Raw genomic sequence first — 16,485 nt, 5'->3', positions numbered from 1 at the left:
CGTCCAACGAAAGTTGACGCTAGTCACCATCGCTGCGAGTGATACTTGGGGGCGTGGAACTGCGTCAACTCGAGTACTTCGTCGCGGTGGCCGAGGAGCAGAACTTCACCCGCGCCGCCGCCCGCCTGCACGTCGTCCAGTCCGCCGTCTCGGCGGCCGTGAAGACGCTCGAACGCGAACTGGGCGCACCGTTGCTGGACCGCAACTCCAAACGCGTACTCCTGACCGACGCCGGCGTCGCGCTGCTACCCCGCGCCCGCATCGCCCTCGACGCGGCCCGCGACGCCCGCGACGCGGTCGCCGAGGTGCACGGCGGCCTTCGGGGCACCCTGCGCATCGGCACGATGACCTCGATCCGGCTCCTGCACCTGCCGGCCCTGCTCGGCGAGTTCCACCGTCGGCACCCCGGGGTGCTGCTGCACACCAGCGTCGCGCCATCCGGCTCCCAGGGGCTCATCGACGCGCTCACCGAACGCCGACTCGACCTCGCGTTCGTCTCGCTGCCCGGCACGCCACCGGCGGAGATCCACCTCACCGAGCTGGCCCGGTCGGTGATCGACCTCGTCGTGCCGGACGGTCACCCGCTCGCCGCGAACGAGGCGGTGTCGCTGCGCGACCTCGCCGGTCTCGACTTCATCGACTCCCCGATCGGCTACGGCAACCGGGCCGTCACCGACCGGGCGTTCGCCACCGCCGGCCTGTCCCGGCGCGTCACCATCGAGATCCCGGACATCGCCACCGGCGCCGACCACGTCCGGCACGGTCTCGGTATCGCCCTGCTGCCCCGCTTCGTCGTCGCCGACGCTCCCGGAGTCCGCACCCTGACCGTCACCGACGCCGACCTGGACTGGACCGCGTCGCTGGCCACGCCCGTGGACCGCCCGCTCGGCGCCGCCGCCCGCGCCCTCATCGCCCTGACCGGCGAGTTCCTGCCCTGAATCGCGCCGCGGGGCCGGCGGACCCCGCGGCGCGAATCAGAAGGGCCACCGCTCGTCGGAGCCGGCCTCGATTAGCGGGATCATCGCGAACGCCGCGTCGGACAGCCCGCCGAACGTGTGTCGCCTGGTCGCCGTCGACGTGTGCCCGACCCGGTATCCGGCCAGGTTCCAGGTGTACACGGGCACCTCCGCCGGCACCGACGCGGCCACATCCGCCGACCCGTGCCAGTGCGCCTGCTCGTCGGTGAGGATGATCAGCCGGTCGTGTGCGCCGAAGTGCTTCCGGACCGCCTTCCCGGTGTCGGTTCCCCGGCCGATGAAGTAGCCGTCCTCCTTGAACCGCCGCACCGCCGCGAGGACCGACTCGCCCGCCACCGAGGGCAACACCCGGCTGTGATCGGAGAACGACACCACGGTGGCCGCCTGCGCGCGGGCGGCCACCGCGAGACCGAACACCGTGGCGGCGTCCCAGCAGCGCAGCGTGCCGTCCTTGCTGAACGCGCTCTGCATCGAGCCGGACGTGTCGATGAGGATCAGCGTCCGTCCGTTCAGCGCGGGAACGTTCGCGAGGGCGTGCTGCAAGGCCTTCTCCAGCGGGTACCCCCAGCGCAGGTTCGGCGCCGCGTTGTACGCCGACAGGAAGCGCATCGGCAGTACCCGCGAAGTCGCCACCTGCGCCGGGTCGGAGAGCTTGGCCGCCACCGTCTCCGCGACGGCGTCGCCGACCCCGGCCCGGTCGAAGTTGCGCAGGTTACGCAGCAGCGCCAGGTAGCCCATCGTCGGGATGACGGACTCCCACGCGGCCGCGTCCATCGCCCGCTGTCGCCAGCCGGCCAGGGACTCCCACGTCATACCCGCCTCGTCCAGCACGGCCCGGTCGGAGACCTCCCCGCGCTGCTCGACCGGCATCGCCATGAGCGCGTCCCGCGCCCTCAGCATCCGCAGGGACTCCGGGACCGGGTTGTCCCGATGGTGCCGCCGATCCAGCGCGTGCCGGAACAGGTCACCCTGTCGCTCGTCCCTCGCGGCGGGGTGGGTCAGGTCGATGACGTCACCGAAGCGCACCTGACGGCCGACGGAGTCGTACTTGAGCAGGCTCCGCTCGGTGTAGAGCCGGACCGCCGCGTCCGCGATGCCCCGCTTCACCGGCTTGGGCAGTGCCCGGCCGTGACGAGCCAGCCAGTACGCGAGCGCCTCGCCCGGCTCGTCGGCACGCTGCAACGCCGCGTCGACGACCGCGCGCGAACCCGGTATGCCGGCTGCCACCTGGGCGCGGGCACCCTCAAGGGCCGCCACCACGGACGCCGAGCGCATCATCGCGCCGGTCCGGAGCCACGACACGAACCGGCCGAACCAGTCGGGGTCCGTGACGGCGACGGCGGCGACCAGGTCCCGGAAACGGGCGTCCCGATCGGTGGAGCCCTCGTAGAAGGTGGCCTCGCCAACCATGTTCGAGACACCGAGAAGGAACAGTTCGAGGCGCGGCTCACGGACGAAACCGGGCGCGCCCTCGGCGGTCACCGGCCGCTGCCGGCTCGTGCGCGGCTTGAGGTTGAACTTGGCCATGACGTCCCCCACGTCGGTCGGCCGAGAAGGCGCCACCACCACGCACACCCGAGATCGAAGTCGGCCACGGACTAGTCCGCCGTTCTGTCCGTTGAACTACCCACCCGAAGGTGTCGGGGGATTCGAACCCCCATCTGCGGATCCCGAAGTAACCGTTGCCTGCGCACCGGGTGTGCGTGTGGTCGCGCTTCCCGAGATCGAGGTCGGCGACGGAAGTCCTTCACCGGGGCCGGAACCCCTCCAGATGTATCCGTCGCCTACGCACCGGGAAGTGCGGTCACGACCGTAGCGGCGGCGGCGCCGGGCGGGCAACGGAGTTTGTGATCACGTTACGAGCGCCCTGCGTACGCGCCGCACGCCCGAGATCAGAAGTGGACACGGCGTTAGCGGGTTCGAACCGCAGGCCCTTGCCGGGCGTTACCAGAAGTAGCCGTATCCGTCGCACCGGACGTGCGGCGAGCGCACCTCCCGAGATCGAAGCGGCGACGGCGACCGGCCCTTGCGGGCCAAGGTGACCTCGGCCGCTGGTCGACGCCACCCGAAGTGGCGGTAGGATTTGAACCTACGTCTCCCCGTTTGAAGCGGAAGTAGCCGTTGCCTGCGCACCGGGAGGTGCCCCACGACGGTAGGCCCGCGTCGCCATGCCGACAACCCCATTTCGCAGCCACGCCGAGGGACGCACGTGGCTACAGCATCGCCAGCGGAGCGAGCTGCACGGTGTCGACACCGTCGAGTTTCCTCAGCTCGGACACTCCCGCGCCCTTCTTGTCCAAGGGCATCTCGAACCGCCAGGACTCGTGTCCCATCTGCGGATCGAGCTGCGTGGTCAGGTCGCCCTTGCCCTGGCAGCGCTCACGCAGACGTTCGTACGCGGCGGCCCGGTCCTCGAAGGCGACCGACCGGGCGGTCGGCAGCGCCCGTACCGCCTGCTCCAGTGCGGCCCGCTGCCCGTCGGTCGTGGACGGCTTCAGCCGGACGACGATCCCGATCCGCGACGGCAGGGGATCGACGTCCGCGACCTTGAGGACGACATCCGTGACGCCCGCGACGTCGGCCATCACCACCTCGACCGCCTCGGCGATCGGCGCGTCGGTGACCGTGGCGTGGAACAGTTCCGGCACGTACTCCGGTTTGATCTCCGCCAACAGGTCGGGGCTGTCCTTCAGCGCCTCCTTCTCTCGCGCGTACGCCTGCTCGCGGTTCTCGAACGTCACCTGTTCGACGCTGGGCATCGACCTCAGCCGCTGTTCCACGGCGGTCTTCCGGTCCGCCGTGATGTCGTGTTCCAGGAAGACGGTCAGGGCGACCTTCGTGAACTCCGCGGGCTTCGAGGGCTTCGAGGTGCAGGCGGACACGCCGAGCAGGAGGACCAGTGCCAGGGGTGGGGCGAGGCGACGCATGGGCGGAGATCGTAACGATCAATCGCGGGCGCCGCTGTCCGTCGTCGGCCGAAGCCCCTGCCGCACCGGTGCGCGGCAGGGCAGGCTCGGCGGGAGTCCGAAGAGGCCGAACAGCGCCGGGTCGACGAACGTCACGCACCGCCGGATCAGGCCATCCGTCACGCTGAAGAGCTGGAGCGAGTGCGCCCGGACGCGACCGGTGTCCGGGTCGGGCGCGTAGGCCGCCAGGGCCGTGGAGCCGTTCGCCGCCACCGGCACGAGATGCCAGCCCGCCCCCCGCATGCCGAAGACGCGTTCCAGGAAACGCTTGTAGTGCGATCTGCCGGCGAGCCAGAGCGCCACCGGAGGCATTTCCAACGCCACATCGTCGGCGAGTAGGCGGGCCAGACCGGGCACATCGGCGGCCTCGAACGCCGCCAGATAACGCTCGATCACGGCGCGCTCGGCGGGGTCGGCCGGCTCGCGAAACTCCTCCAGCGTCGGACCAGCGGCCCGCAGTGTCGCCCGGGCCCGTTGTAGACCGCTGTTCACCGAGGCCACACTGCCGCCGAGGATCTGCGTCACCTCGACGGCCGACAGTTGCAGCACCTCCCGCAGCACCAGCACCGCACGCTGCCGAGCGGGCAGTAGCTGCAGCGCCGCGACCAGAGCGAGCCGCAGCCCTGCCCGCTGTTGGACAGCGTCGGCCGGGTCACCGAGCCGCGCGTCCGGGAACGGCTGCAACCAGGGGATGTCGAAGCGGGGGACGAGCGGCGCATCCGGGTCGCCGGCCGGGTCCAACCCGCTCGGCAGCGGCCGCCGAGCCCGTCCCGCCAGAGCCGTGAGACAGGCGTTGGTCGCGATGCGGTGCAACCAGGTACGCGGCGACGACAGCTGCGGGTCGTACCGGTCAGTCGACCGCCAGGCGCGCAGCAGCGTCTCCTGCACCAGGTCCTCGGCCTCGTCGACGGAGCCGAGCATCCGGTAGCAGTGCGCCAGCAGGTCAGCGCGGTACGCCTCGTACCGCCCGTCCCGGTCCTGCGCCGTCGCCTCGACCACGGCGCAGAGCGTACGCCGAGAGACGGTCGAGATTTCTCAGCCTGGACCGATGAGTCCGGCGCGTGGCGTCGGTAGGTGGTGGTAGGAGCGGGCCGCGCTGGACCGCCACGGCGGAAGGAATTCGCATGGGCGACATCATCGTCATTCAGTTCTCCACGCTGGACGGCGTGGTCTCCGACCCGGACGGGCGCTGGGGCACCGGCCACGGCGGGTGGGCGTTCCGGTACGGGCAAGGGCCGGTCAGCGGCGACAAGTTCCGCCTCGGTGCCCGGATGGAGCAGGGCGTCCAGCTCTACGGCCGGCGCACCTGGGAGCACTTCGCCCAGCTGTGGCCGAAGCGCGATGGAGGCTACGCCTCACTGATGAACGCCGTGCCCAAGCGGGTGGCGACCACCACGGGCATCGACGCGGCGGCCTGGTCGAACTCGGCCCCGATCGACGGTGACCCGGTGGCCTGGGCCCGCGACGAGCGCACCCGGCGCGACGTGGTGGTGATCGGCAGCCTCAGCCTGGTCCGGGCGCTGGCCGTCGCGGACGTGATCGACGAGTACCGGCTGATCACGTTCCCGACGATCGCCGGTGCGGGCGAGCGTCTGTTCGCGCCCGGGGCGCGGGCCGACTTTCGCTTCAAGGAGGTGGAAGCCGTCGAGGCGGGCGCGTTCACCGTGCTGCGCCGCGACCGCTGAGCACCGTTTCAGAGCCTCGGGCATGGCGAGACCATTCCAATCTGCCCGGCTCCTGTCACGCTGGTCATCCGCTTCGTGGCTCGACGTGGCGATGTGCTGTTGAGCGGTATGCCTCAGAGGTATGAATATGACTCTGAGGTATACCGCTCACCGCCGCATCCGCCCGAACTGAGGTAACCGAGGGTCACCGCCGGCCGCCCGCTACCTGGCTCTGCCCCAGGGGAAGAAGAAGTCGTCGCTGTCGGCGAGCCACCAGTAGTAGTCGGGGGATTTGTGGTTCTTGCGGGCCACCCGGGTGACGGCGACCGACGCCGCCCGGATGCGGTCGGCGGCCACGCCCTCGTCGACGAGGCGTGCCCGCAGTCCCGCGAGGAAGTCGCCGGACATCACGAAGTCGTCGACGATCAGGATGTTGCCGCTCCGGTAGGCCAGGACGGCCTCGGGGATCGTCACGAGCCACTTCGTCGTCTCGAAGAGGAAGGACCCACTCGACTCCACCGGACCGTGCGGGTCATCCCGCCAGGTCCGTGTTCCGACGAAGACGGGCGGTTGGTTGTCGAACTCGGCCGCGAGCAGGTTGGCGAAGGTGGCACCGGGAAGGCCGGGAGTGACGATCGCGGTGGGCGGGAACTCCGACTTGATCTTTCGGCCGAGGTCGTTCGCGGCAGCCTGTAGGTCGGGCCACTCGAGCCGCTTCCGCATCTGGTTGAGCTGCTTGGCTTCGCGCGCGTAGTAGACGGTGAGCACGAGACCGACGATGCCGGTGACGAACCCACCGATTCCCAGCCACCGATCCATGCCGCCAGCGTAGGGCGCGGACGTCAGCACTGCGAGACCGTGACCGGCAGGGCTCGCGGTGGACGATGGGCCGCTGTCAGGCGGGTGGCATCGCCTGGTTCGGAGGGTTGCGCCGGCCGCGCGCCGTGTCCTCGGCGGCGAGCGCCGCGAGGACGAGCGTCGTGAAGGCCAACGGGACCTCCGGCGGCAGGTGGACCGCAACGGGGGACAGGGCGGCCAGGACGAGGATGGCGATCAACCGGGGTACGGTCACCCGGCCGAAGATCACGTATTCGAAACCGACGCGGCCCAGCAGGAACAGGGCGGGACCGCCGATGATGCCGGCGATCCAGGGCGCTGGCGTGTGCGCGGCTGGTCGGTCCATGGCCAGCGTGAAACCGACCGCCGCGAGGAGGGTCCCGGCGACCATGGTCATGTGGGCGTACGCCGACCACTGGCTGAGCCGGTGGGGATCGCGGGCGGCGTTGATGGCTGGCCCGAGCTGGTTCCCCGCCTGGTAGATGTAGAGCCGCCACATGAGCGCGGCGCTGGCGAAGGCGAGGACGAGCGCCACGGTACGACGGGGCGTGAACCCGTAGGAACTGGTGTCGGTGAAGGTCATGCCCATGGCCAGGACGATCTCGCCGAGCGCGATGATGAAGACCTGCCGGTAACGCTCGGCGATGTGGGTGGCGGTGATCTCCAGGGCCGCTCCCCGCTCGTGACCGAGCCGGCTCGGGGTGGGCCAGCGCAGTGCCGCCGCGACGTAGTCCACGGTCAGCGCCCCCAGCCACAGGATGCCGCGGGCCCAACCGTCGACGAATGCTCCGGGGATCCACAGCAGCGTCGAGATCAGGGACCAGAACCGGGCCCGCAGCACGTGGTTCAGGACGGGCGTCTTGCGGGCCGCCCGTACGACGAACAGGAAGCGCCCGAAATTGATGAGGGCGAAGGTGGCGGCGAAGAACGAGCCGTTGCCGTGGAATCCCTCGGGCACCTGGATGGCCATCAGGAAGACGCCGAACATGACCAGCACGACGTACCACTGGACCGACGCGTGCTGCGGATCGAACTGGTCGGTCATCCACGCCGTCAGGATCCAGACCCACCACAGCGCCAGCAGCAGCACGAGCGCCTCGAACCCACCCTTGAGGGTGAGGTCGTTGACCAACAGGTGAGTGAGCTGGGTCAGGGCGAAGACGTACACCAGGTCGAAGAAGAGCTCGATGAACGCGGGCTGCTTCGGAGCCGTCCGGTCGCGCAGCAGCGGCCGCAGCGATGCGTGGCGAGTCATCGCAGTTATCTCAGCACCCACGCTGGTCTTCGTAACCTGGATCCGCCAGACTCCCCGGTATGCGTGATCGTTCTCGCCGGTGGGCGTGGGTCGGTGTGCTCCTTGTCGGGCTGATCCTCTACATAGCGGTGCTGCGGACCCTGGTCAGCACCCAGAATCCGAACTTCGTGCCGGCGCTGATCCTGCTCGGCGCGACCCTGGCGCCCCTGACGTTCCTGACGTTCGCCCAGGCCCGTACCGGGCGGTGGCAGGTGCCGGCGTCGGTGCTGGTGACGTCGGCGTTCTTCGGTGGCGTGATCGGCACGGTGGTGGCCGGCACCCTGGAGTACGACACCCTGCGCGGCCTCGGCACCCTGCCCATGGTGTTCGTGGCGTTGATCGAGGAGTCGGCCAAGCTGATCGTCCCCGTGGTGCTGTTGTTCACGGCCCTGGCCCAGCACCGCCGCCGGGTGCCGTCCGACGGTCTGGTCATCGGCGTGGCCGCCGGCATGGGCTTCGCCGCATTGGAGACGATGGGGTACGCCTTCACCGCGCTGCTCAGCTCGAAGGGCAACATCGGCGCGGTGGAGCAGACCCTGTTCATCCGGGGGCTGACCGCGCCCGCCGGGCACACCGCCTGGACCGGGTTGACCGCCGGCGCGCTGTGGGCGCTGCTGGCCACCCCGAGCGTCCGCCGCCTGTTCGGCTTCCTGGGCACCTTCGTGGGCGTCGTCGCCCTGCACACGCTCTGGGACACCTTCACCGGTTCGTTCGTCTTCGTCGCCGTGGCGATCGTCAGCATCGGCTGGCTGCTCTGGGAGCTGCGCCGCTACCGGACCTTCGGTGACCATCTGGCCGTCGGGCATCCGTAGCCGACGCCCCCGTTCACCATGCCTCCCTCGGCCGCCGTGACCCGGCCGGGGGAGGCATTGCTCTGCTGATCCCGCTGCGGCGGGCCCGTCCGCTCATCTACTGTCGGAGTATTCATATTTTGGGTCTTTCGTCGGGAAGGTGCAGCGATGGGGGTGCGCCGCTGGATCGAGAGCTGGCCGCTCTATCGCCAGCTCAGCGGCACCGACCCGCTCGGTCGCGGCGCCGCCGCCAAGTCGGCCCGATCCCTCTCGCTGACCGCCCGCACCGAGACCGCCGAGAGTGTGGCGCGGTCGGTGTGTCCGTACTGCGCGGTGGGGTGCGGTCAGCGGGTGTTCGTGGCGGACGGGCAGGTCACGCAGATCGAGGGTGACCCGGACAGTCCGATCTCGCGGGGCCGGTTGTGTCCCAAGGGCTCGGCGAGCAAGAGCCTGGTGACCAGCCCGCTGCGCCAGACCACGGTCCGCTACCGCCGGCCGTACGGCACCGAGTGGGAGGACCTCGACCTCGACACGGCGATGAACATGATCGCCGACCGGGTCCTGGCCGCCCGGGACGAGACCTGGGAGGACGTGGACGAGCAGGGTCGGCCGTTGCACCGGACGCTGGGTATCTCCAGCCTGGGTGGGGCGACGCTGGACAACGAGGAGAACTACCTCATCAAGAAGTTGTTCACGGCGATGGGGGCGTTGCAGATCGAGAACCAGGCGCGTATTTGACACTCCGCCACCGTCCCCGGTCTGGGGACCAGCTTCGGTCGCGGCGGCGCCACCCAGTACCAGCAGGACCTGTCGAACTCCGACGTGATCATCATTCAGGGTTCGAACATGGCCGAGGCGCACCCGGTCGGGTTCCAGTGGGTGATGGAGGCCAAGCGTCGGGGCGCGAAGGTGTTCCACGTCGACCCGCGCTTCACGCGCACGAGCGCGCTGGCCGACGCGTACCTGCCGATCCGGGCGGGGACGGACATCGCGCTGCTGGGTGGGGTGATCCGCTACATCCTCGACAACGAGCTGGACTTCCGTGAGTACGTCCTCGCCTACACCAACGCCGCCACCATTGTGACCGACGACTTCCAGGACACCGAGGATCTGCACGGGCTCTTCTCCGGCTTCGTGGAGGCCAACGCCAGCTACGACCAGAGCAGTTGGCAGTACGAGGGCGCCCCGGAGAACATCTCCACCCGGGACACCGAGACGCAGCGGGAGACGGCGGCCGGGCTGGAGCACGAGTCGCACGGTGCGCCGGTGGGTGGGCAGACCCAGCGGGACGAGACGTTGCAGCACCCGCGCTGCGTCTATCAGATCCTCAAGCGGCACTACGCCCGGTACACGCCGGAGATGGTGGAGCGGGTCTGCGGCATCCCGCAGGACAAGTTCCTGGAGTTGGCGCGGGAGTGGACGGCGAACTCGGGCCGGGAGCGTACCGGGATGCTGGTCTACTCGGTGGGGTGGACGCAGCACAGCGTGGGTGTTCAGTACATCCGCGCCGGGGCCATCATCCAACTCCTGCTGGGCAACATGGGCCGCCCGGGTGGCGGGGTCATGGCTCTGCGGGGGCACGCGAGCATCCAGGGCTCGACGGACATCCCGACCCTGTTCAACCTGCTGCCCGGCTACCTGCCCATGCCGCATCACGCCGACCACCCGACCCTCGACGAGTGGATCGGCAGCATCGCCCATCCCGAGCAGAAGGGCTTCTGGGGCAACGCGCGCGCCTACGGGGTGAACCTGCTCAAGGCGTACTGGGGTGACGCGGCCACCCCCGACAACGACTACTGCTACGGCCACCTGCCCCGGATGACCGGCGACCACGGCACGTACCAGCAGGTGCTGAACATGATCGACGGGAAGATCAAGGGGTACTTCCTGCTCGGGCAGAACCCGGCGATCGGTTCGGCGCACGGCCGGGCGCAGCGCCTCGGCATGGCGAACCTCGACTGGCTGGTCGTGCGGGACCTGTTCATGATCGAGAGCGCGACCTTCTGGAAGAACGGTCCGGAGATCGAGACGGGCGAGATCGTGCCGCGGGAGTGCCGGACCGAGGTGTTCTTCCTGCCGGCCGCGTCGCATGTGGAGAAGGAGGGCACCTTCACGCAGACCCAGCGGCTGTTGCAGTGGCGGGAGAAGGCCGTTGAGCCGCCGGGCGACGCCCGCTCCGAGCTGTGGTTCTTCTACCACCTCGGTCGCATCATCCGGGAACGCCTCGCGCGCTCGACCCGACCGCGCGACCGGGCGCTGCTCGACCTCACCTGGGACTACCCCACGCACGGTCCGCACGCGGAGCCCAGCGCCGAGTCGGTGCTGCGCGAGATCAACGGGTACGACGTGACGACCGGCCGGCCGTTGGCGAGCTACACGGAGATGAAGGACGACGGCTCCACGGCGGGTGGCTGCTGGATCTACACCGGGGTGTACGCCGACGGCGTCAACCAGGCCGCCCGCCGCAAGCCCGGTGCGGAACAGTCCCTGGTGGCACCCGAATGGGGTTGGGCCTGGCCGTCCAACCGGCGCATCCTCTACAACCGTGCCTCCGCCGACCCGGACGGCCGCCCGTGGAGCGAACGCAAGAAGTACGTCTGGTGGGACGCGGACAAATCCGAGTGGACCGGCTACGACGTGCCGGACTTCGAGAAGACCAAGGCGCCCTCGTACCGGCCCCCGCCGAACACCTCGGGCGTCGCGGGCATCGCGGGCGACGACCCGTTCATCCTCCAGGGCGACGGCAAGGGCTGGCTGTACGCGCCCAGCGGCGTCCTGGACGGCCCGCTGCCCACCCACTACGAGCCGGTCGAGTCGCCGGTGCGCAACCCGCTCTACCGCCAGCAGGCCAACCCGACCCGCAAGGTCTACATCCATCCGATCAACAACCTCAACCCGAGCCCACCGGAGCAGCACAGCGACGTCTTCCCGTACGTCTTCACGGTCAGCCGGCTCACCGAGCACCACACCGCCGGAGGCATGAGCCGGACCGTGCCGCACCTCGCCGAGCTGCAACCGGAGATGTTCGTCGAGGTGTCGCCCGAGTTGGCCGTGCACCGGGGACTGACTCACCTGGGTTGGGCGCACCTGGTCACCACCCGCGCGGCCATCGAGGCACGGGTCCTGGTGACCGACCGCGTGACGCCCCTGCGGGTGGACGGTCGGATCCTGCACCAGGTGTGGCTGCCGTACCACTTCGGGTTCGAGGGTCTGGTGACCGGCGATTCGGCCAACGACCTGTTCGGCATCACCCTCGACCCCAACGTCCTCATCCAGGAGAGCAAGGTCGGCACGTGCGACGTACGGCCCGGCCGGCGACCGAGGGGCCAGGACCTGCTGGATCTCGTCCTGGACTACCGGCGACGGTCGGGCAACCTGAGCCACCGCTATCCGCCGCTGGTCACGACGGACGTCGCCGACAGCAGCAGCGACCAGGAGGACTGAGCGATGCCGCATGCCAACGCCCTGTACGGGCCGCTCGATCCGGCGCCGGACGCGGGTTATGTGGACGCGCCGCAGCGGATGGGGTTCTTCACCGATACGAGTGTGTGTATCGGGTGTAAGGCGTGTGAGGTGGCGTGCAAGGAGTGGAACGACGTTCCGGAAAGTGGTCTGGATCTGTTGGGGATGTCGTACGACAACACGGGTGCGTTGACGGCGAACTCGTGGCGGCATGTGGCGTTCGTGGAGCAGCCGCGCCCGCTCGGTGGGACCTCCCCGGCGTTCGCCGGGTACCCGGACGGGCCGGCGGTCAGCCCGGCGACGGCGGCCGTCGGGGCGCGGACCGTCGCCGACACCGGCACGGACCCGGGTCTGCCAGCTGGCGAGCCCGGCGCGGCGACCCGCATGTCGGGCGGGCCGGAGTTCCTGGGTATGCCGGGTGCGCGGCCGCCGGGGCGGGACAGCGGCGTGGAGGGTCGGTCGGATTTTCGGTGGTTGATGATGTCGGATGTGTGTAAGCACTGCACGCATGCGGCTTGTTTGGATGTGTGTCCGACGGGGTCGTTGTTCCGGACGGAGTTCGGGACGGTGGTGGTGCAGGAGGACATCTGTAATGGGTGTGGGTACTGCATTTCGGCGTGTCCGTACGGGGTGATCGATCAGCGTAAGGGTGATGGTCGGGCGTGGAAGTGCACGCTGTGTTACGACCGTCTGGGTGCGGGGATGACGCCGGCGTGTGCGCAGGCGTGTCCGACCGAGTCGATTCAGTACGGGCCGCTGGAGGAGTTGCGGGAGCGGGCGGCGGCGCGGGTGGCGACGTTGCACGGGCGGGGTGTTCCCGAGGCCCGCTTGTACGGGCATGATCCGGACGATGGTGTGGGTGGTGACGGGGCGTTCTTCCTGCTGCTCGACGAGCCGGAGGTGTACGGGCTGCCACCGGACCCGGTGGTGACGACCCGGGACCTGCCGGCGATGTGGAAACGCGCCGGCATCGCCGCCCTGACGATGGCCGCCGTCACGGTGGGCGCGTTCCTCGGCAGGCGGCCATGACCCGCGAGCAGGTGACCGTGCCGCCGGCCGACTTCAGCTCCTACTATGGCCGGCCGATCCTCAAGGCGCCGGTGTGGAAGCGCGACATCGCCGGATACCTGTTCACCGGGGGCCTCGCCGCCGGCGGCGCCCTGATCGGCGCGGGCGCCCAACTGACCGGCCGTCCCGAGCTGCGCCAGGTGGGCCGCTGGACGGCCTTCGGTGGCATCCTCGCCAGCGCGTACCTGCTGGTGCACGACCTCGGTCGGCCGGCGCGGTTCCACCACATGCTCCGGGTCGCCAAACCGACCTCGCCCATGTCGATGGGCACCTGGATCCTCACCGCGTTCGGCCCGGCCGCCGGGGTGGCCGCGGTCGCCGAACTCGCGCCACGGCTGCCGCGGCACGGTGTGCTGGGCCTCGCCCGTCGGCTGGCGCCCGGCGTCGGTGACATCGCCGGTCTCGCCGCGGCGGCCACCGCGCCGGCGCTGGCCACGTACACCGGGGTCCTGCTCGCCGACACCGCCGTACCGGCCTGGCACGACGCGTACCCCGATCTGCCGTTCGTCTTCGGCGGCAGCGCGCTCGTCGCGGCGGCCGGGGTCGGCCTCATCGTGGCGCCCCCGCCGAGACCGCCCCGCTGCGACGGCTCGCCGTCGCCGGCGCGGCCCTCAAGCTGGTCGGCGGTCACCGGATGGAGCGTCTGCCGGTCACGGGCGAGCCCTACCGCAGCGGTCACAGTGGTCGCCTGGTCCGGGCGGGCAACGGGTTGATCAGCGTCGGCGCGGTCGCCGCGCTGCTCTCCCGACGCAGCCGGCTGCTGTCGGTGCTCTCCGGCGCGGCCCTGGTGGCCTCGTCGGTGGCCACCCGGTTCGGGATCTTCGAGGCCGGCTCAGTGTCCGCGCGCGATCCGAGGTACACGGTCGTACCCCAGCGGGACCGCCTCGCCGACGGCGGCCCGGCGTCGGCCGACGCTGACCGCCCCGCGCGGTGAGCGCCGGTCGCCTCAGCCCGTGAACAGCTTCGCGGCCGTGCTGACGGTCTCGACGATGCCGTAGCCGAGCAGCACCGCGACGAGCAGCCACGACAGCCAGAGCCGCCCGGTCTGATCGCCGACGTGTTCGGGCACCGGTGGGCTGCTGCGTGGGCCGAGGGCGACCGGCTCGGTGACGCTGGCCCGGGCCACGGGCGAGGCCGACCCCCGGTCCGGCTCGTGGAACCGGTCGGGGACGGCACGGACCAGCAGGTTGGCGACGAAGCCGATGGCGAGCACGCCGACCATGGTGAACAGCGCGGGCCGGTACGCCGACGCGGTGAGCGTCCCGGGCTTGCCCTGGGCGTCGAGGATCCGGTTGACGATCAGCGGGCCGGCGATGCCCGCCGCCGACCAGGCGGTCAGCAACCGCCCGTGGATGGCGCCGACCTGGAAGGTGCCGAACAGATCCCGCAGGTACGCGGGCATGGTGGCGAAGCCGCCGCCGTAGAAGGAGATGATCAGAGCGGCGATCAGGACGAAGAGCGCCGTCGCCGCGTGCCCGGCCACCGCGAGCAGCGCGTAGAGCACCATGCCGACACCGAGGTAGACCAGGTAGATCGGCTTGCGGCCGATCAGGTCGGACGTCGTCGACCAGACGAACCGGCCGGCCATGTTGAACAGCGACAGCACACCCACGAAGCCGGCCGCCGCCGACACCGACACGGCGGTGGACCCGTTGTCCCGGAAGAAGTCCTGGATCATCGGGCTGGCCTGCTCCAGGATGCCGATGCCCGCCGTGACGTTGCAGAACAGCACGATCCACAGCAGCCAGAACGAGCGGGTGCGTACGGCGTTGGACGCGGAGACGCTCGCCCTCGTCACCAGCGGTCGGGCCGCGACCCGATCGGGGTCGAACCCGGCGGGCCGCCAGTCGGGCGGCGGCACCCGCACGTTGAACGGACCGAACATCATGATCACGAAGTAGCCGATGCCGAACGTGACGAACAGTCCCACGAGGGCGGACCCGGACGCCACCGCCGCCGGGTTGGCCGGGTTGTAGTCGGCGTCGTAGAGCGACAGCAGTTGGCGGGCGAGCGGACCGGCGACCAGGGCGCCACCGCCGAACCCCATGATCGCCAGGCCGGTGGCGAGCCCCGGCCGGTCCGGGAACCACTTGATCAGCGTGGAGACGGGCGAGATGTAGCCGATGCCCAGTCCGATGCCGCCGATGACGCCATAGCCGAGGTAGAGCAGCCAGAGTTGCTGGGTCGCGATCCCGAGCGCGCCGACCAGGAAGCCGGTGGCCCAGAAGCAGGCGGAGACGAACATCGCCCGGCGCGGGCCGTTGCGCTCCACCCACCGGCCGCCCACCGCCGCCGACGATCCCAGCATGACGATGGCGATGCTGAAGATCGCCCCGATCGCCGTCTGGCTCGCGTCGAAGTGCGCGATGAGCGAGTTCTTGTAGACGCTCGTCGCGTAGACCTGACCGATGCACACGTGCACGGCCAGCGCTGCGGTCGGGATGAGCCAACGGCTGTATCCCGGGGGAGCGACGGTGTGCCGGGGATCGAATATCGACAGCATGGGCTCTCACCTCCTGCGGCTGAGCGGGCAGGCGGCGGGCGCGTCCGGCGTTCGCCGTTGATCGGCTGTAGCTCACGTTACGTGCCCGTACGGCGCTCCTCCCGGATATGGGAAAACGCGCTGACCCGGGCCGTGGCGGTCGGCCCGTGCTGACGAACTGCCTGAATCAGGCAGCAGTCAGGCACGCCCGATCCGCGGGTCCTGCCGGTCCGTGAGCCGCAGCCCGACGCCACGCACCACTTCGATCGTGGCGACGGTGCCGAGGACCACCAGCTTGCGTCGCAGCCGCTTCACCAGCGACTGGACGTCCGCCCGGTGCGCGCGTGCCTCGTCGTGCCACACCGACCGGTGCAGCTCGGCGTAGCTCCACACCCGGACCGGCTCGGTGGTGAGGCAGATCAGCAGGTCGTGTTCCAACCGGGTCAGGCCGACCTCGCGCGCTCCGTACCGGGCGGTGGAGCGGGCCGAGTCGACGATCAGGGTGGGGCGGGGCTCGGCCGTGGGCGTACGACCCGGCGACGGCTCGCCCGGCGGCCCGGGCCGCTGCTGCGGCACCCCGATCAGCCGGCGCAGTTCGTCGAGGTCGGCCACCAGCAGCAGCGGCGCGACCCCGTCGAGCCGCTCCGCGAGTCGGATGCGCTCGCGCGGTGACGGCGTCACCGCGATCAGCAGCGGAAACTCCTCGTCGGCCGGGTCGCCCCCGTCCAACGCCGCGTCGTCGGTCTCCGCCACCGCACCGCCTGGAATCGATGGGCATCCCTGCCCACCCATCGTCATGGTCCTGACAGTGTTTGGCAAGCGCGTCACCAGCAGGGCAACCGGTAGCGACAAGATGCTCACAGCAAGTTCTTGATCGTCCTTTCCTCTCGATCATAGTGTCCACTCGGGCAACCGGCGTGACCCGCGCGGTGCATGGGGGAGGC

General features: G+C 70.2%; 14 protein-coding genes. 7 read left to right on the top strand and 7 right to left on the bottom strand.

Going from position 1 to position 16,485, the window contains the following annotated elements; translation table 11 throughout:
- Positions 1-53: 53 nt before the first annotated feature.
- On the top strand, positions 54-938 hold the full coding sequence (locus tag ACQP0N_RS19215) for a LysR family transcriptional regulator (RefSeq protein ID WP_433112462.1): 885 nt from the start codon (positions 54-56) through the stop codon (positions 936-938).
- Positions 939-974: 36 nt separating this feature from the next.
- On the opposite strand, the gene ACQP0N_RS19210 is transcribed toward ACQP0N_RS19215, so the two are convergent.
- The 3 genes from ACQP0N_RS19210 to ACQP0N_RS19200 form a co-directional block, all read right to left on the bottom strand.
- A complete protein-coding gene (locus ACQP0N_RS19210) occupies positions 975-2,504 on the bottom strand; it encodes a TROVE domain-containing protein (RefSeq protein WP_433112459.1) in 1,530 nt (509 codons plus the stop codon).
- A 686-nt stretch (positions 2,505-3,190) separates the two neighbouring features.
- The gene (locus tag ACQP0N_RS19205; protein WP_433112456.1) at positions 3,191-3,904 is read right to left on the bottom strand and encodes a permease-like cell division protein FtsX; all 714 of its coding nucleotides are present in this window, start codon (positions 3,902-3,904) and stop codon (positions 3,191-3,193) included.
- A gap of 18 nt (positions 3,905-3,922) precedes the next feature.
- Positions 3,923-4,942, bottom strand: coding sequence for an RNA polymerase subunit sigma-70 (locus ACQP0N_RS19200; RefSeq protein ID WP_433112453.1), 1,020 nt, complete (start codon positions 4,940-4,942; stop codon positions 3,923-3,925).
- A gap of 125 nt (positions 4,943-5,067) precedes the next feature.
- On the opposite strand from ACQP0N_RS19200, the gene ACQP0N_RS19195 reads away from it, so the two are divergent.
- Positions 5,068-5,628 (top strand): dihydrofolate reductase family protein, encoded by a 561-nt coding sequence (locus tag ACQP0N_RS19195; protein WP_433112450.1) that lies wholly within the window; start codon positions 5,068-5,070, stop codon positions 5,626-5,628.
- Between the two features lie 201 nt (positions 5,629-5,829).
- Here ACQP0N_RS19195 and ACQP0N_RS19190 read toward each other — a convergent pair whose 3' ends face one another.
- Positions 5,830-6,426, bottom strand: a complete 597-nt coding sequence (locus ACQP0N_RS19190) for a phosphoribosyltransferase family protein (RefSeq protein ID WP_433112447.1) — start codon at positions 6,424-6,426, stop codon at positions 5,830-5,832.
- Between the two features lie 76 nt (positions 6,427-6,502).
- Positions 6,503-7,699 carry a low temperature requirement protein A gene (locus tag ACQP0N_RS19185; RefSeq protein WP_433112444.1) on the bottom strand — a complete coding sequence of 399 codons (1,197 nt, stop codon included), beginning with the start codon at positions 7,697-7,699 and terminating at the stop codon, positions 6,503-6,505.
- Positions 7,700-7,758: 59 nt separating this feature from the next.
- Here ACQP0N_RS19185 and ACQP0N_RS19180 point away from each other — a divergent pair, with 59 nt between their 5' ends.
- From ACQP0N_RS19180 to ACQP0N_RS19160, 5 genes are all read left to right on the top strand, one after another.
- The gene (locus ACQP0N_RS19180) at positions 7,759-8,550 is read left to right on the top strand and encodes a PrsW family intramembrane metalloprotease (protein WP_433112441.1); all 792 of its coding nucleotides are present in this window, start codon (positions 7,759-7,761) and stop codon (positions 8,548-8,550) included.
- 147 nt (positions 8,551-8,697) lie between these two features.
- On the top strand, positions 8,698-11,973 hold the full coding sequence (gene fdh, locus ACQP0N_RS19175; protein ID WP_433112438.1) for a formate dehydrogenase: 3,276 nt from the start codon (positions 8,698-8,700) through the stop codon (positions 11,971-11,973).
- A 3-nt stretch (positions 11,974-11,976) separates the two neighbouring features.
- Positions 11,977-13,020, top strand: coding sequence for a 4Fe-4S dicluster domain-containing protein (locus tag ACQP0N_RS19170; RefSeq protein WP_433112435.1), 1,044 nt, complete (start codon positions 11,977-11,979; stop codon positions 13,018-13,020).
- Positions 13,017-13,772, top strand: coding sequence for an NrfD/PsrC family molybdoenzyme membrane anchor subunit (gene nrfD / locus ACQP0N_RS19165; protein WP_433112432.1), 756 nt, complete (start codon positions 13,017-13,019; stop codon positions 13,770-13,772). Before ACQP0N_RS19170 ends, nrfD begins: the two co-directional genes overlap by 4 nt.
- Positions 13,769-13,993, top strand: a complete 225-nt coding sequence (locus ACQP0N_RS19160) for a hypothetical protein (protein ID WP_433112429.1) — start codon at positions 13,769-13,771, stop codon at positions 13,991-13,993. Before nrfD ends, ACQP0N_RS19160 begins: the two co-directional genes overlap by 4 nt.
- Before the next feature lie 12 nt (positions 13,994-14,005).
- Here the strand turns inward: ACQP0N_RS19160 and ACQP0N_RS19155 are convergent, their stop codons facing one another.
- Both ACQP0N_RS19155 and ACQP0N_RS19150 read right to left on the bottom strand, forming a co-directional pair.
- Positions 14,006-15,562 (bottom strand): OFA family MFS transporter, encoded by a 1,557-nt coding sequence (locus ACQP0N_RS19155; protein ID WP_433112426.1) that lies wholly within the window; start codon positions 15,560-15,562, stop codon positions 14,006-14,008.
- Between the two features lie 177 nt (positions 15,563-15,739).
- Complete coding sequence (locus tag ACQP0N_RS19150) at positions 15,740-16,294, bottom strand: winged helix-turn-helix domain-containing protein (protein ID WP_433112423.1); 555 nt, start codon at positions 16,292-16,294, stop codon at positions 15,740-15,742.
- Positions 16,295-16,485: the final 191 nt, after the last annotated feature.

It is taken from the genome of Micromonospora sp. CA-246542 (genome assembly GCF_050942905.1).
Classification (GTDB): domain Bacteria; phylum Actinomycetota; class Actinomycetes; order Mycobacteriales; family Micromonosporaceae; genus Micromonospora.
The sequence above is the reverse complement of the archived record's forward strand: the minus strand, read 5'-3'. Positions and strand labels throughout refer to the sequence as shown.

Bases quoted from the DNA above. Each gene is read 5' to 3' on its own strand.
- ACQP0N_RS19205 (WP_433112456.1), bottom strand. From the start codon at position 3,904: ATGCGTCGCCTCGCCCCACCCCTGGCACTGGTCCTCCTGCTCGGCGTG.
- ACQP0N_RS19210 (WP_433112459.1), bottom strand. From the start codon at position 2,504: ATGGCCAAGTTCAACCTCAAGCCGCGCACGAGCCGGCAGCGGCCGGTG.
- ACQP0N_RS19185 (WP_433112444.1), bottom strand. From the start codon at position 7,699: ATGACTCGCCACGCATCGCTGCGGCCGCTGCTGCGCGACCGGACGGCT.
- ACQP0N_RS19190 (WP_433112447.1), bottom strand. From the start codon at position 6,426: ATGGATCGGTGGCTGGGAATCGGTGGGTTCGTCACCGGCATCGTCGGT.
- ACQP0N_RS19155 (WP_433112426.1), bottom strand. From the start codon at position 15,562: ATGCTGTCGATATTCGATCCCCGGCACACCGTCGCTCCCCCGGGATAC.
- ACQP0N_RS19195 (WP_433112450.1), top strand. From the start codon at position 5,068: ATGGGCGACATCATCGTCATTCAGTTCTCCACGCTGGACGGCGTGGTC.
- nrfD (WP_433112432.1), top strand. From the start codon at position 13,017: ATGACCCGCGAGCAGGTGACCGTGCCGCCGGCCGACTTCAGCTCCTAC.
- ACQP0N_RS19180 (WP_433112441.1), top strand. From the start codon at position 7,759: ATGCGTGATCGTTCTCGCCGGTGGGCGTGGGTCGGTGTGCTCCTTGTC.
- ACQP0N_RS19170 (WP_433112435.1), top strand. From the start codon at position 11,977: ATGCCGCATGCCAACGCCCTGTACGGGCCGCTCGATCCGGCGCCGGAC.